Below are 16,202 nucleotides of genomic sequence, written 5' to 3'. Positions count from 1 at the left end.
TTTTGTTAATCTATTCGTGTTTTACGGAACCAGTTAATATCGTTTAAAGATAAACTTAATCTTACATTAAAATAGTTTTCTTTAATTAAATTATTACTTGTTGTTCCTCTTTGTCCGTACTCAAATCCAACGTTTACGTTTGATAATTGTCTCGGTAATGGCAATCCTAATCCAACATTTATGCCAAAGTCTTTTACTGCAGTAAAATTATCTGTAGTTTTCACCATTAAACCAGTATCTTCAAAACGTAAACCTGCTCTATAGGTTACTCTATCCCAATAACTTGAAATAGAATTAATTTTTGGGATATAATATCCTCCAATAGAAAATTTACTAGAGTCTTCATATTTATGAGATTGTCCGTCTGCAATAAAAACACTATTACTTTCTAAAGCACTTTGAAATTGTTGGTTAATTCCTACATACCATTTATTCTCTCTTCCAATTCCAAAACCATATACACTTTTTAAAGGTACATTAATATCTCCATTTAATGATCTATTATACAATTCATCTCTAGGAATTTCTTGACCTGAACCACTAAAAGACAATGAATACATTTTTTCATTACCTCTAGCTGATAAGTCTGTAGCTAAAGTGAAAGATGCCCCTGTATGTAGTTGTAACTTATTTTTCAACTCTGTTTTGTACTGAACTCCTAATCTAAATTGCCCACCTCTTACGTTGAAAGATTCTTCTTGTTTAGTAGCTAAAGCTACTTCTGCTCTTTGATTTAATATGCTATTTTCAATATTACCGAAGATGAAAGCTGTTTCAACTCCAAAAGACAATCCTTTATAAGCATACATACCAAAACTAGCGTAGATTTTATTAGCACCGCCTTCTCCTTTAAACTGAGTTACTTCTGTAAGGTTTTCATCAACATCAAAAGCTTCACTTGTTAACGAGTAACCTACAGATGAAAATGGTTGCAATCCTACAGATAAACCTGCTTTTTGTCCAATAGGAAAACCTAAAGAAATGTACCTTAAATTCGTAGAATTTCCTGATTGAGAAGTAGTATTATCTTTTATTGTTAAAAAAGTTAAGCTACCTCCTATCGCGTAAGTTGCAGCTCTTAAATCTGCATTTGCAGCTGGGTTTGTAAAATTTAAATGATGGTTACTTTTTATTGCAGCACCAATTCCTCCCATAGAAGCTTGTTCTACTGTAACGGCTTCAAAATTCTCTCCTATTCCAAAGTAAGAATATGGTGAAGCACTGTTTCTTTGTGCAAGTATTGTAGATGTAGTTAATACGAAAACTCCTAATATAAATCTCTTAATCATTCGCTATATTGTGTATCAAAATAGTATGTAATCCTTCCAAAACAAAATTTGGATGGGCAAATATGACACTTTTTAATTGTTTTGACAAGAAATATGTATCTCCACCTGTTAAAACTACTGTTAAATCTGTATACTTTTTTTGATATTGCTGAATTACACCGTCTATTTCATTAGAAACCCCATTTACAACCCCTGAATGAATTGACGAATTTGTATCAAAACCCACAAAATTTTCAATATTTTTTGTCTCTAACAATGGTAATTTAGAAGTAAAAGAATGTAATGCTTTATATCTCATTTGTACACCCGGTGAAATTGCTCCTCCTAAATATTCTCCTTTTTTTGTAATAAAATCGTAGGTTATACATGTACCTGCATCTAAGACTAGTACATTTTTGTTTGGATATTTATTTACCGCTGCTGATGCCAAAGCTATTCTATCAACACCCAAAGTCTTTGGAGTTCTATATAGATTTTCGAAAGGCACTTTTGAGCTTGAATCTAAAAAAAGAGGATACAAAAAATCGTTTATCCTTTCTTTCTTTTTTTCTGAAATTGATGCTACAGAAGACATTATACTGTGAGTAATGGGAAACTTCGCCACAATTTTTTTAAGCTCAGAAATTATTTTTGCCTTTTTAAAGACAAACACGTCCTGTATAGTATCTGTTTCAGTAACAGCTACTTTAACCCTAGTATTTCCTACATCAATAATTAGATACATATTCAATTTCTTAGTGTGTGTAAATTTACGTTACATTTTTTTAAAGTTTTTACTTTGGATAATTAAAAAACCATTGTATATTTGCATCCGCTAAACAAAAGCTAACTGGTGCCTTAGCTCAGTTGGTAGAGCAAAGGACTGAAAATCCTTGTGTCCCTGGTTCGATTCCTGGAGGCACCACTTTTTTTAAAGAGGCTTTTGATTAGCAAACCAATGACTGGTGCCTTAGCTCAGTTGGTAGAGCAAAGGACTGAAAATCCTTGTGTCCCTGGTTCGATTCCTGGAGGCACCACCACAAAAACCCGAACAAATTGTTCGGGTTTTTTAGTTTTAAATTCTTATGATTTTATATGGCTCCTAACTTATCAATCAATTCTTCTCTTTTACTTACATGCATTTTTTCGTAAATGTTACGTGTATGTGTTTTAATTGTATTTACAGACAAACTTAGCTCTTCTGCTATAGTCGCATAACTTTTTCCTTTTGCTAATAATTTTACAACTTCATTTTCGCGTTCTGTTAACTCTTCTTGCTTTGGCATTTGAAAATAAGCTATTACTTTTCTTGCTATACTTCCGCTCATAGGAGAACCTCCATTTTTCACTTGTTTTAATGCACTTATAAGTTCTTCTGGACTTGTGTTTTTTGTTAAATAACCGATAGCTCCTGCTGACAATGCATCAAAAATATAATCAGAATCTTCATATACTGAAATCACCATGCTTTTTGCTTTTGGGTTTTGATATTGAAACCTTCTCACCCCTTCAATTCCATTTATCCCTGGTAATTTTATGTCTATCAGAATAATATCTGGATCTTCATTTTTACAATACAAAAGCGCATCCTCACAATTAGAAAAAGCCCCAATTACATTAAATTCTTCTGAATTATTGATGATTTCTTTAAACGAAATTAAAAGACTCTCGTTATCTTCAATAACTACTACATTTTTCATCTTACTCATTAATATTTCCTTTAAAACAAACACTAAAACCATTAGTGGTTTGTATGTTTAACTCCCCATTTATTGATGTTATTCTCTCTTTCATATTTCGTAAGCCATTTTTTCTTCCAGATGCATTTAAATCAAAACCTACACCGTTATCTTCAAGTTTTATTTCTAAAATATCTTTATTTAAGTATACTGAGAATAGTACTTCTGTGGCTTTACTATGTTTTAAGGCGTTTGTCATAGCTTCTTTAAACACTAAAACCAATTGCTTGTTCCAATAATGCGGTAAGGTTATATCTGATTTCGCCACGTTATTAGTACTCTTAAAATTAATATTAGAATACTCGAACAACTTCTCTCCAAAATCGTTTAAATACATCTGTACCTCATGTAGCTTGTTATTTTTATAGTCTAACGACCACACAAAGTCTCGCATCCCTGCATATAAGAAATTAGCATCTTTATTAATTTGATGTAAACTCGGATATAAATTACTTTCTTTTTCTGTTTTTTTAAGTGATAAGTTAGATAACATAGAGATACTTGCTAATTTATTACCTAAATCATCATGGAAATCTTGCGCTATTTGATGGCGTACATTTTTTAAATCTTCTTGTAACTTCTCTCTTTCTTGAATTGTTTTTCGGAATATTTTATTTTTCTTTCGAACCTTTACTAATTGTGTGTATACTGCTAAGGTTACTGCTCCTGACCCACATAGAACTAATAAAATATAAAACCACAATTGTTTAAACCATAACTTAGTTATTTTGAATTTATAGAGTTGCGTATATTTCCAATCACTTAAGCCATCTTTATAACGAAAAACCAATTCATAATCATTTTCATTTAAGTTTTTAAATTCTAGCTTAGTGTCAGAAGTTTCTTTCCAATCATCATTATTCAATTTATATTGAATTTTTACAGTATTTGGGTTTACAAAGTTTATCGTTGCAATATCAAAACTCGTATGTTGTTGATTTATTTTTAAATAAGTGTTGGATTGTTTTTTAAACGGATGCAAATTATCAAGTTTAAAAAGCCCTTTATTACCCGCTACGTATAGGTTGTTATTAAACTCTGTTATCTTTTCTACCGACAATGATTTTTGTCCTAAATTGTTGTCTATACTGTAAAAATCATTTTCATTTAAAACATTTAACCCCTTTTGAGTTGCCACCCATAAAACATTATGGGAATCAACAAAAAGATCGTTTATATGATTACTAGACAATCCGTTTTTTGTTGTGTAATGAACAATCTCTCCTTCTGTAACCATAAATATTCCGTTATTGGCTGCAATCCATAAATTATTGTCTTTATTAATTATATCAACAAACATATTTGCTTCAATAGCTAAACTATCTGTCCAATTAATTACTTCACCAGTGGTAATATCTAATCTAAAAATCCCCAAGCGCCCAAATATGGCGTATACATACTTTTTATGTTGAAAAGCGTGGTGAACATAATATCCTTCAACCAAATGAAACTCTCCTTTTTTAAGAACTTCTTTATCCTCCTCAATAGAAAATGAAAAATCAGTAATTGTAACTATTTTGTTTTGATATTTAAAATGAAATTTTTTATGCACTCTATTGGTTATATCTAGTGAACCCAGTTTTGTTTTATAAGTTTTATTAGAAATGTTAGCAGTAACAATATTGATTTGATTATTTTTTTCTACTTGAAAAACTTCAGTATGAAAAGGAATTTTTTTTGACCTTACTAAAGTATCGTTATCAACACTATAAATAACATTTGGTGCTGCAATTACAATCTTTTCATCTAAAAATGAAACATCTCTTAAATCGGGGTTTGAAAAATATTTTTGATCATAAAAATTGTTGTTCGTATTAAGTAATTGGTAAACACCATCACCGTAAGTAGTAATCCAAAGATTTGCATCTTTATCAAATAAAAAATCTGATATAGAGCTTTTAATTCCTATGTTTTTTGAAATATTTACAGTGAAATCATTTTGGATATCATAAGAATATAATTCTCTAAATCCGTTTTCTTGATTTATAAAAACAAAATACAGCTTCCCTTTATAAAATTGCATTTGGATTATCTTTCCACTTGGCAGTTTAGGGTTCCTTTTTTCAAGAAACCTTTCTCTGTCATAAAAAAATAATGATGTATAAGAAGATACTACATAATAACCTTTCGATTCTGTTAATGCATGTATGAGTTTATTATTTAATCCTGAAAAATTTCTTCTAATAAAATTCTCTCCTTCAAAAACATAAATTCCTCTAACTTTATTTTCTGAAGTTATGTTTAACTCTGAATCGAATAGATGCAACTTACCATTTACAAACTCATAATTAACATCTCTTATTGGCTTATCAGTTACTTTTGTCTTTTTTAAAATTAATTCTTTTCTTTCATTATACCACACTTTAAAAGAACTAGTCTTGTGACCATTCAAATCATACAAAACTCCTCTACTCGATGAACAAGAATATATTAAAGAATCATTTAATTGATATAGTTTGTTTATTTTAGAATAGTCTTTCTCTAAAGGTTCCTTTTTAAATACACTATCATTTTTTAATATATGAAGTCCTCTACCCCAAGTTGCTATTAAAAATTGTTCGTTTTTAACATCTTCAATAACATCTATTACAAAATTTGACTTTAACCCATTTTCGCTAGTAAAAACCTTAAACTTTTCTCCATTAAATTTAACCAAACCGTCATCGGTTCCAATCCAAATATACCCTTGTGAGTCTTGTATAAGTTGATATGTAATATCGTGTGGAAGCCCTTGCTCGGTAGTATAATGCTTATAAACATTGTTTTGAGCACTCAGTTTCATTCCCCAAAAAAGAGAAAACATAAAACACCAAACAAAACAACTTTTTACAGCTTTCATTTCACAAAAATAGGAATGCAAATATCGATAAAAATAACGTTTTAAAAATCACCCTTTTTGGGTGAACTCTAGCCTAACCAACAAAAATTTCACTAATTAATACTTATGTTAATTCAATTGTTTAGCACAATTCACTACCCTTACAACTAGGTTTGACTAAATAAATTCAAAATCTAATGAATTGAGTAGAGTTTAAAAAACGCTTTTTAATCTAAACTAAAAACAAAAAAGGAGGTAATTAAATCACCTCCTTTTTTGTTTTATGTAAGTATTCTTATGGACAAGCAGTATAAGTATAACTATCTGCATTATCTGTAAACCATTTTGTAGGGTCTGGTTTAAAATCAGCATCTATTTGAATACACGTTAAATTTGGGCAATTACTAGCAAAAAAATATGCTATTAAACTATTGTTACCATTAGAAATATTCACTTTTACTAAACTAGCATTGTTATAAACATTTAAAGATGTTAAACTCGAATTATTAGAAAAATCTAAATTAGTTATTTGGTTATGTGAAAGTTCTAGGAGCTTTAACTTTGTATTAGTTGAGGTATCTAACTTTGTTAATTGATTGTTATTAGCTCTTAAATTACTTAACTCTGGTGCATCTTTAATATTTAAAGTAGTAATTGAATTATAAGTACATCTTACTGTTGTTAAATACACTTTATTAGAAACATCTAAAGATGTTAAATTGTTTCTGCTTAAATATACTTCACTAAGTCTAGAGTTTGAAGAAAAATCTATTGTAGTAAGTTTATTATCTTCTAATGATACACCTTGCAAATATGTGTTTTTAGTAAGGTCTAAGCTTGTAAGATTATTTTTTTCTGCAGTAAGATATTTCAACAAAGTATTAGACGTTAAATCTAAGCTTGTTAGCCCATTATTTGTACATCTTAAATCTTCTAGCAACACATTTTTAGAAACATCTAACCCTGTTAATCGGTTATTATATGTATATAGTGTTACTAAGTTTACATTTTTAGATAAATCTACAGTTGTTAAGTTATTATTGTGTATAGATAGAGAATTTATATTTGTAAAATATTCAATTCCTGTTAAGTCGTTTATAGCTTTCCCTCCTACTGATATAAACCCTGTATAAGCTTCTGCTTCACTTACCTGAATTTCAGAATCTCCGTTAGTGTTTATTGAATTGTTACCTACTAAAGCTTGTTTAAAATTAGCATCTGGTATGTTTACCACAGTATCTTCTACAACATCGGTAACGTTAATGGTTATATTAGCTGTAGCTGTTTTTTCTCCATCTGAAACTTCAACAGTAATTACATGACTTGTTTTTGTTTCATAGTCTAATTGTTTCCCTTCAATTAAATACAACGTACCATTATCAAAAATTCTAAATAAATTATCGGCATCAGCTTTCATAACAAAACTTAATCTTACTCCACCATCATCTGTAGCTACAACTTGCCCAATAAGATCAGTAGCTGAAATATCTTCTGCAACAGTAAATGTTTGATTCTCGATAACTGGCGCTTCGTTTTCATCAACATCGGTAACTTTAATAGTAATTTCTGCTGATGATGTCATGGCTCCATCTGAAACTTCAACAGTAATTACATGACTTGTTTTTGTTTCATAGTCTAATTGCTTTCCTCCAACTAAACTTAACTCTCCTGAGCTTGTAATTTCAAAATCAGCAGCACCTGAAACAGTATAACTTAAATCGTCACCATTAGGGTCTGTCGCTACAACTGTTCCAATAATAGCTCTGTCTGAAATATCTTCTGCCACAGTAAATGTTTGGTTCTCGATAACTGGTGCTTCGTTTTCATCAACATCGGTAACTTTAATAGTAATTTCTGCTGATGCTGTCATTGCTCCGTCTGAAACTTCAACTGTTAGTTTGTGTTCGGTTTTTGTTTCGTAGTCAAATTGCTTTCCTTCAACTAAACTTAATTCTCCTGAGCTTGTAATTTCAAAATTAGCATCTGAAACAGTATAACTTAAATCGTCTCCGTTAGGATCTGTAGCCACAACTGTTCCTATAATAGCTGTATCTGAAATATCTTCTGCTACGGTAAATGTTTGATTTTCGATAGCTGGTGCTTCGTTTTCATCAACATCTGTAACGTTAATGGTGATTTCTGCACTAACCGCTTTTTCACCATCTGTTACTTCTATGGTTATTTTATGAGATGTTGTTGTTTCAAAATCTAAGTTTTTGTCGGTTACAACACTCAACTCACCAGCTTCAGTAATTTGAAATAAATCCGCATCGTTTTCTTTGATACTAAAAATCAACTCATCTTCATCTTTGTCTATTGCAACTACATCAGCAATTTTTTGATTGCTTGCAATACTTTCTAAAACTTCAAATGTTTGATTTTCAATTACCGGCGCGGTATTTAATTCTTCATCCTTATCACATGATGTTAGTAGTAACAATGCCAAAGGAAAAACTTTTAAGTAATTTTTAATTTCCATCTTTATTTTATTGCTTTTAATTTAAAATGAACAGCCGCAAAACTAGATTATAAAACGATGGAGGACTTCACCCAAAAAGGGTGATATTTTAAAACTTATAAAAATCATCTAAAAAAAATCACCCTTTTCGGGTGAGTTCTAATGTAAATAACAAAATATTTTTGCATTAAATATTTCAATCAAATAAAATGAGAAAATTAACTTTTATCCTAATTTTACTACTTAACGTAGTTTACTATTCATGCAGCAAAGATTCTTCATCTACTATAGAAGAAAAAGAAACAACTATTTTTGCTATGTATAATGACTTTGAAAACTCCTTAGGAGCAATTAAACTTTGGAAAAACGGTAATATAACCAATGTAACTAACGGAACCTCTGACGCTTATGGATCCGCTATGCATGTTTCCAATTCAGATGTTTATATTGTAGGAGATCAAGATAACAGTTCAACAGATAATAGAGATCAAAAACTTTGGAAAAATGGCGTAGAAGTTTCTTTAGCCGACGTTACACCTGGAGTTACGTTTTTAAAAGATGTTAGTTACTCTAACAACACTCTTTATCTATTAGGCTATGATATAATTAATAACAAAAATCGTATTAAATTATGGAAAAACGGAGTAGCTTCGTACGTAACAGACGGAACTACAAATTCTATACCTCAAAAAATATATGTTGATAATGATGATGTATACATACTTGGAAGAACCCAAAATGACACTAACAGTAAAACTGTATTAACTGTATGGAAAAATGGGGTTTCAAGCAGTTTAACAGACGGTAACAACAGTGTTTTTGCAAGAGATATTTTTGTTTCAAACGGTAATGTTTATGTTTTAGGAAGAGAGGTTATAGATGCTGTAACTATAAGTAAATTATGGGTAAATGGTCTTGAAAAAACAATATTTGATAACGGTTTTAACGCTGAAAAACTTTTTGTTAACAATAACGATGTTTATATAGTTGGTACTACACCCGCTAATGGAGGATTACGAACAGGAAAAGTATATAAAAACAGTGAACTTTTAGCTGATTTAGGTTCAGGAGCAACCACATCATACGGTATATCTGTTTTTGTTAAAAATGATATTGTATACGCAGCGTTTGCTGAACAAATTGATAATAGTAGAAAATACACATCTAAACTTTGGGTAGATGGCGAAACAAAAGAATTAGCATTAGGTTGGGTAGAAGATATTTTTGTAGAATAACCCCCACTTAATTGCCCTTGTTAAACTAATTATTATGTTTTTTAAATTAAATTGTGATTAATTTCTCGTAATACTCTTAAGGGCTGAGTATTACTTTAAAAAGCTCATTTTAATTAAAATGAGCTTTTCTTTTTAGAAAACCACCCTTTTTGGGTGCATTCTTTTCCTTATCTAAATATTATTTTTGTAAAAACACCATCTCTTATGAAAATTATAAAAAACTATTTACTCTTATATCTTATAGCCTTACTCTTTTATCATTGTAAAAAACAAGAAAAATTTCAAGCAATTGAATTCAGTTCTCCTTATAAATTCAATCATGAAATCAGAGAGAAACTAGCAAAAGACACCTTACCATGGAAATTTCAAATTGCTGCATCAGATTATGCTTCAAAAGGAAATTATAAAGAAGCTCTTAAAATGTGGGATTCTGTTTTTCCTGTAAGAGAACGTAATTATTCCACCTTAGAAATTGACTCTATACAAAAAACATACACTCCATATAACGCTATTGATTTTATTACTTCTGAAGCTAAAAAAACTCGACTTACAATTATAAATGAAGCTCACCACAGTTCTTTACACAGAAACTTCACGAAACAATTACTTCAAAAATTATACAATAACGGATATAAGCATTTGGGGTTAGAAGCCTTAACCAATGGTAATGAAAAAGATACTGGACTTAACACTAGAAAATATCCAATTCAAACATCTGGATATTATACTAAAGATCCTGAGTTTGGCAACTTGATACGAGAAGCACTAAAAATAGGGTTTCATGTTTTTGCTTACGAACAAACTACAAATAAAAATGGTAAGGAACGAGAAATAGAGCAGGCTAAAAATATTCAAAAAGTCTTAAACCAATTTCCAGATGACAAGTTTTTAATTCATTGTGGGTTTGATCATGCTTTAGAAGGAAGTCATCGTTCTTGGGATAAAGCCATGGCAGAAAGATTAAAAGAGTACACGAATATCAATCCGCTTACTATCAATCAGGTTTTGTATAGCGAAAAAAGCAATCCAAATTTCAATCATCCTCTATTAAAAACATTGAATATAAAAGAGCCTACCGTTCTTTTAGACAAAAACAACAAACCTTTATCTTATCAAAGAAACGATTCTTGGAGTGACATTGCTGTTTTACATCCTAACACCTCTTTTTTAAACAACAAAGCTAATTGGGCAGAAAGTAAAATTGAAATTGATTTAAAAGAGTTAAATATAAACTATCCTGCTATGGTATTAGTTTACCATAAAAATGAAAGTATTCAAACTGCAATTCCGGTTAATATTATTGAATTAGAAAACAGGCAAGATTCATGTTTGCTGTATGTAGAAAAAGGAAACTATAACATTGTAATTACTGATACTAAAAATAGTTTTTTACTGAATAAAAATATAGAATAATAAAACTCGAAGTGTTTACTTCGAGTTTTTTGGTTGTTATTACTTCAATCTAAAATTCATTTGAACCGGCAAATGATCGGATGCTTGACCAAAATCATTTAAGACTTTTCCATCTACATACTCTATTGAGTTTTCTGTATAAAAAATATAATCGATACGCTCGTATAAATCTTTTGTATCAAAAGTATTTGCCGGATTCGAAACTTCAAAAGCAGCATTTCCTACTCCATTCATTTTTATTAACTTTTGAACAACCGCTTCAGAATCTCTAGCTTTTGAGTTAAAATCACCTAATAAAATTGTTGCATATTGATTTTTATATTTATTAAATAAATTAACTACATATTCAAACTGACGTGCTCTTGTAGGTTTATCAAAAGCTTCTAAATGAATATTAATCACAACAACTTCTTGTCCTTCCAACATAACTTTCACTACCTGTACCAAACGCTCTAAATACAATGCATCTCTATAAAATGGATTGTCTGGTACACGTTCTAAAACGATACGCTCATAATCTTTTAATTCATATTTACTAACAATTGATTGCCCTGAAACCATTTTACCAAAATGCATGCTTGGAGGCCAATACGGAAAAGGTACATAATGTTCATCCCAATTCACTCCCCTTGCCACATAATTATATCCTAATTTGGCAATTTCTTCTTCTTGATCTACCTCGTAAGACCTTGCTGCATTATAATCAATTTCTTGAAAAGCGATTATATCTGGATTTTCTTTTTTAATTTCTGCAACAACCTTCTTTAAATTATCATCAAACAACTCTTTAGGCTTAGCAATTGCGCGATTATTCGTCATTCCGCTTAAATAACCGATATTATACGTAACAATGCTATAAACTGAATCGTTATCAACTTGTGTTTCGTAATTGTGAGTAATTAATTTTGAATATTCTTTCTCATCCATTGTTGGTGACGATGCCCAAAAGAAGAAAACCAAAGCACTACCTATTAATACCAACAAAACCTTTAAAAAAACTCTCACAATTTGCTTCATAAAATTAAAAATATGTTAAATCTGCTTTCAAATTTAAACTTTTTTATATTTGATGTGTCAAAGGGATGTAAATAATTACAAAACTTTAAAATTTAATAATTATGAAAAAATTAATAGCAGTATTAGTGTTAGCAGTTGGTTTTACAGTTACTACTCAAGCACAAAAAGAGAATAAACGTCAACAATTAACCGTTGAACAACAAACGGAATTACAAGTTAAAAAATTAACTCTAAAACTTGATTTGACTGAAGCTCAACAAAATCAAATTAAACCTCTTATTGCTAAACAGGTTGCAAAAAGGCAAGAAATGAGAGCTAAAAGAAAAATGATGAAAGAAAGCGATAAAAAGCCTTCAGCTGAAGAACGTTATGAAATGAAAAGTGAGATGTTAAACAAGCAAATAGCTTTTAAAGCTGAAATGAAGCGTATTTTAAATGAGCAACAATACGAACGTTTTGAAAAAATGTCTGCTAGAAAAACTCATAAAGCAAAGAAAAAGGTTAAGAAACACAAAATGAAAGAAAAGGCTGAACATCGTGAAGATAGAAGGTAAATAAAAAAACTCGGGATAACCCGAGTTTTTTTTATTCTTTAAACCAACTTGAATATTTTACATAATTATTAGCGATTCTATCAATTTCTCCTGAAATTAGTTCTTGTGATATATCTTTTACTTTTTTAGCGGGTACACCCGCATAAATACTTCCACTTTCTACTCTAGTGCTTTTAGTTACTACCGCACCTGCAGCAATAATTGAGTTAGACTCCACCACACAATCATCCATAATAATACTTCCCATTCCTATCAAAACATTATCGTGAATTGTACATCCGTGTACTATAGCATTGTGCCCAATAGACACATTATTACCTATCGTAGTTGGTGATTTTTGATACGTTGCGTGGATTACCGCACCATCTTGCACATTTACCTTATCTCCCATTTTTATAAAATGTACATCTCCTCGAATTACAGCATTAAACCACACACTACATTCTTTCCCCATGGTTACTTCACCTACAATAGTAGCGTTTTCAGCTACATAACAGTCTTCAGGTATTTGCGGATGTTTTCCGTTTACTGGTTTTATAATTGGCATAAAATTTTTTATTTAAAATACGAGAGCAAATTAGCTTTTTTAGATGAAGAAACCATAATTTCTTTTCCGTTGGAAAGCACTACACTTCCTCCTTTTCCTTTTTTATATTTTACTATTTCATTTGCATTTACTAAAAAAGATTTATGTATACGCACAAACGAACCATCGTTTAAAACATCTTCAAAATACTTTAAGGTTTTACTCACCAATTTTTTAGTGGTTTCAAAATACAGCTCGGTATAATTATCATCGGCTTTACAAAACAAAATATCTTTAGAGTTTATTACTTCAAATCCATCTTGTGTAGGAATGGTTATTTTACTACTATTTGCAGCTATTTTTGGTGTTAGAACTGAGCTTTCTAATTCGCTTTCTTTTTCTTTAATTTCTGCAACTAAGTTTACTGCTTTTATCAACTCATCAATCGAAATTGGTTTAAGCAAATAATACGTTGCTTGATTGTTTAAGGCTTCAATAGCGTAATGATCATACGCTGTTACAAATACCACTTCAAAGGTTCTGTTTTCAATTTTTTCTAATAAATCAAACGCATTTCCAAAAGGCATTTCTACATCTAAAAACACTAAATCTAAATCGTTTTTATCAATTAATTTTTGTGCTTCTTCAATGTTACTTGCTTCACCAACTAATTCAACATTTGGGCAATATTTGGCGATGTAATTTCGTAGAATATCTATACTGATAGCTTCGTCTTCTACAATGATGGTTTTTAGTTTCATAGCACATCTTTTTTTAGGATTAACTCAACTTTGGTTCCGCTTTCATTTTCAAAAACATTGGAAATAGAAACGGTAATTTTATCTCTATACATATCGTTTAAAATGGCTATTCTATTTTGAATAGTACTCATTCCTTTCGATTTTTGTTTTAGCTGATTTTTCGTTTTCATCTCCATAGATTTTTTTCTTCCAACACCGTCATCTTTTACAGTAATGATTATTGAATCTTCTTTATTTTGATGCATCGAAATATGCAAATTTCCTTTTTCTTCTTTATATCGAAGCCCATGCCAAATAGCATTTTCAATATAGGGTTGCAATAACATTGGCGGAATAGAATAATTTTCTAATGGTATATTTTTATCGATTTCTATTTGATAATCAAACTTATCTTGAAAACGATTGTGTTCTAATTTTACATATAATTCTAACAGCTCAATTTCTTTTGATAGCGTAATAAAATCTTCATCCGAATTTTCTAAAACCGAACGCATTAACACAGAAAATTCAGATAAATACCTGTTCGCACTTCGCTCGTCATTTACCGCAATAAAACTATTTACCGAGTTTAGCGCATTAAAAATAAAATGCGGATTCATCTGCGATCGCATCGACTTTAATGCCAATAAATTATTGGCTAATTTTTGTTGTTTGTTCGTTCTCTGCATAAAATAGGCTACCAAACTCAACAGAAACAATCCGCCAATTAACGAGTAAATAATGTATTGTTGGCGCTTATTACTTTCTTGTGTTATTTGCTGGTCTTTATATGCTAAATCTATCTTACTATCAGCAAGCTCTTTGTCTTTTTCTAAACTTTTAATTCTACTTTGGTTGTCGGCTATTCGCTTACCAAAACGTTTTATTTGTTGAATTTCTTGTTCTTTTCTAGAATACAAGGTATCAACCAACTGAACGTATTCTTGGTAGGTTTTTAAGGCTTCAGAATACTTACCAACTGTTTCATAAATTTCCGATAATTTACGAGTCGCATCTTTTTGAATTATTAAGTCTTCTTTTTTGTCGGCTTCGTCTATACTCTTTTTTAAATACGGAATTGCTTCGTTGTATTCTTGCTTTAAAGCATACGCATTTCCAATTTTATAGTTTATTTTTTGTGAAGTTATCGAATCTATTAAGGCTTCTTTTTCTTCCTCAGCTACAACAATATCATCCGCATTTTCTAAACTTTCTTTTCTTAAATTGATTTCATCATCATATCGTTGCGACTGATTGTAATAATCTGCTACTTTTTGTTGTTCTTTTAAGGTTCTTTTTCGGTTTTCTTTTGATGCTAAGTTTAATGAATTTTGAAAATAAGAGTCTGCTTTTTGGGCATTTCCTTCAGCGGCAAAAACTTCTGCAAGTTTTGAATTTAAATCGGTAATTTTGGGTGTAATCAAATTCTTTTTAGCAATAGCTAAAGCTTGTTCGTAATTACTTCTTGCTTTATCAAACTCTTGTAAATTTTTATATACATCTCCCAATCCTTGATGTACCAATAACCGATCGTACGAACTTAACCTGGTTTTTAAACTTTGAAGGTGCGATTTCTCACTACCCTTATACTCCTTAGCTAAAAATTGTGTTTTTGCCAACTCAATTAATACCGAAGTATTGGGCATTTCTTTTAACGAAGCTTTATAATTTTCTATCGCTAAATCGTATTGTTTCCAGTGAGCATAAATATCGGCGAGTTCTTTAAAAGAAGTAGCACGTTGATTTTTAGTATCACTTTCTAACAACATTTTTTCTACAAACGTTAAACTTTTATCTAGCTCTTTTTTCTTATAAAACAACACCGAATCGTAATAAACTGAATAAAAATCAGACCTTTTAGATTTTGCTTTTTTTGATATGGAAGGGCTTACACTTTTTGTAATTTCAGATCCCTTAAAATCTTCAACAATTATTTTTATATCCTCATCATTTTTAATGGTGTAAAAAACGGTTTCAAAATCTGGATGAGAAACCTCTAGCGTACTATTAACTCTAGCTTTTACCAAATAACTATCTTTTACAAAAGAATATCTGTAAGAAATACCATTAACATCTACCCTAGCATCTTTGATAGGTTCATTTGTTTTATCATTAACCACTTTAACTTTTACTGAAAACTCTTTAAGCAAAGATTCTTGTTGTTGCCCATAAACACTACAAAAACACAACAGTAAGACAGCTATTTTTATGTAAAAAAACTTTTTCATTTGTTACCTAATTCCTGTAAACATACATACAAAAATTGACTCTCTAAAATTGGAAAAGAGCTAAACTGCATATAAAAACTCATTAAAAAGCTACTTTACTCAATTTCTGTTCTACTTTACTCAATCAAAAGACTTGTTTACTCATTCTCGATTTTTTAAGAAAAAAGGTGGACATACTTTTAACTCGTAAAAATCAACCACCAGCT

12 protein-coding genes and 2 tRNA genes are annotated in these 16,202 nt (G+C 30.3%); 5 read left to right on the top strand and 9 right to left on the bottom strand.

The annotated features are described in order from the left end of the window. Nucleotides 1–5 precede the first annotated feature (5 nt). The gene (locus ACKTST_RS02745; protein WP_408046267.1) at nucleotides 6–1,289 is read right to left on the bottom strand and encodes a hypothetical protein; all 1,284 of its coding nucleotides are present in this window, start codon (nucleotides 1,287–1,289) and stop codon (nucleotides 6–8) included. Then, the gene (locus tag ACKTST_RS02740) at nucleotides 1,282–2,013 is read right to left on the bottom strand and encodes a type III pantothenate kinase (RefSeq protein WP_408046266.1); all 732 of its coding nucleotides are present in this window, start codon (nucleotides 2,011–2,013) and stop codon (nucleotides 1,282–1,284) included. The genes ACKTST_RS02745 and ACKTST_RS02740 overlap by 8 nt, the downstream gene beginning before the upstream one ends. A gap of 107 nt (nucleotides 2,014–2,120) precedes the next feature. Between ACKTST_RS02740 and ACKTST_RS02735 the strand changes: the two genes are divergently transcribed. Both ACKTST_RS02735 and ACKTST_RS02730 read left to right on the top strand, forming a co-directional pair. Beyond that, nucleotides 2,121–2,193, top strand: a tRNA-Phe gene (locus tag ACKTST_RS02735). A 39-nt stretch (nucleotides 2,194–2,232) separates the two neighbouring features. Beyond that, nucleotides 2,233–2,308 (top strand) — tRNA-Phe (locus ACKTST_RS02730). Between the two features lie 51 nt (nucleotides 2,309–2,359). Here ACKTST_RS02730 and ACKTST_RS02725 read toward each other — a convergent pair. From ACKTST_RS02725 to ACKTST_RS02715, 3 genes are all read right to left on the bottom strand, one after another. Beyond that, nucleotides 2,360–2,977 (bottom strand): response regulator transcription factor, encoded by a 618-nt coding sequence (locus ACKTST_RS02725; RefSeq protein WP_408046265.1) that lies wholly within the window; start codon nucleotides 2,975–2,977, stop codon nucleotides 2,360–2,362. Then, entirely contained in the window at nucleotides 2,970–5,846 is a 2,877-nt protein-coding gene (locus ACKTST_RS02720; protein ID WP_408046264.1) for a sensor histidine kinase, read from the bottom strand. The genes ACKTST_RS02725 and ACKTST_RS02720 overlap by 8 nt, the downstream gene beginning before the upstream one ends. Before the next feature lie 274 nt (nucleotides 5,847–6,120). Beyond that, the gene (locus ACKTST_RS02715) at nucleotides 6,121–8,304 is read right to left on the bottom strand and encodes a cadherin domain-containing protein (RefSeq protein WP_408046263.1); all 2,184 of its coding nucleotides are present in this window, start codon (nucleotides 8,302–8,304) and stop codon (nucleotides 6,121–6,123) included. 188 nt (nucleotides 8,305–8,492) lie between these two features. Here ACKTST_RS02715 and ACKTST_RS02710 point away from each other — a divergent pair, with 188 nt between their 5' ends. Together ACKTST_RS02710 and ACKTST_RS02705 are read left to right on the top strand one after the other, a co-directional pair. After that, the gene (locus tag ACKTST_RS02710) at nucleotides 8,493–9,518 is read left to right on the top strand and encodes a hypothetical protein (protein ID WP_408046262.1); all 1,026 of its coding nucleotides are present in this window, start codon (nucleotides 8,493–8,495) and stop codon (nucleotides 9,516–9,518) included. Between the two features lie 204 nt (nucleotides 9,519–9,722). Further along, nucleotides 9,723–10,931 carry a hypothetical protein gene (locus ACKTST_RS02705; RefSeq protein ID WP_408046261.1) on the top strand — a complete coding sequence of 403 codons (1,209 nt, stop codon included), beginning with the start codon at nucleotides 9,723–9,725 and terminating at the stop codon, nucleotides 10,929–10,931. Between the two features lie 39 nt (nucleotides 10,932–10,970). On the opposite strand, the gene ACKTST_RS02700 is transcribed toward ACKTST_RS02705, so the two are convergent. Further along, a complete protein-coding gene (locus ACKTST_RS02700; RefSeq protein WP_408046260.1) occupies nucleotides 10,971–11,948 on the bottom strand; it encodes an endonuclease/exonuclease/phosphatase family protein in 978 nt (325 codons plus the stop codon). 101 nt (nucleotides 11,949–12,049) lie between these two features. Here ACKTST_RS02700 and ACKTST_RS02695 point away from each other — a divergent pair, with 101 nt between their 5' ends. Continuing rightward, on the top strand, nucleotides 12,050–12,502 hold the full coding sequence (locus ACKTST_RS02695) for a hypothetical protein (protein ID WP_408046259.1): 453 nt from the start codon (nucleotides 12,050–12,052) through the stop codon (nucleotides 12,500–12,502). Between the two features lie 31 nt (nucleotides 12,503–12,533). On the opposite strand, the gene ACKTST_RS02690 is transcribed toward ACKTST_RS02695, so the two are convergent. The 3 genes from ACKTST_RS02690 to ACKTST_RS02680 are packed head-to-tail and all read right to left on the bottom strand — an operon-like array spanning nucleotide 12,534 to nucleotide 15,996. Further along, nucleotides 12,534–13,049, bottom strand: a complete 516-nt coding sequence (locus tag ACKTST_RS02690) for a gamma carbonic anhydrase family protein (protein WP_408046258.1) — start codon at nucleotides 13,047–13,049, stop codon at nucleotides 12,534–12,536. An 8-nt stretch (nucleotides 13,050–13,057) separates the two neighbouring features. Then, on the bottom strand, nucleotides 13,058–13,789 hold the full coding sequence (locus tag ACKTST_RS02685) for a LytR/AlgR family response regulator transcription factor (protein ID WP_408046257.1): 732 nt from the start codon (nucleotides 13,787–13,789) through the stop codon (nucleotides 13,058–13,060). Then, entirely contained in the window at nucleotides 13,786–15,996 is a 2,211-nt protein-coding gene (locus tag ACKTST_RS02680) for a tetratricopeptide repeat-containing sensor histidine kinase (protein ID WP_408046256.1), read from the bottom strand. The genes ACKTST_RS02685 and ACKTST_RS02680 overlap by 4 nt, the downstream gene beginning before the upstream one ends. Nucleotides 15,997–16,202: the final 206 nt, after the last annotated feature.

This window comes from Tenacibaculum crassostreae, from assembly GCF_964512405.1.
Lineage (GTDB): Bacteria > Bacteroidota > Bacteroidia > Flavobacteriales > Flavobacteriaceae > Polaribacter > Polaribacter crassostreae.
This window is presented reverse-complemented; position numbering and strand designations above follow the sequence as displayed.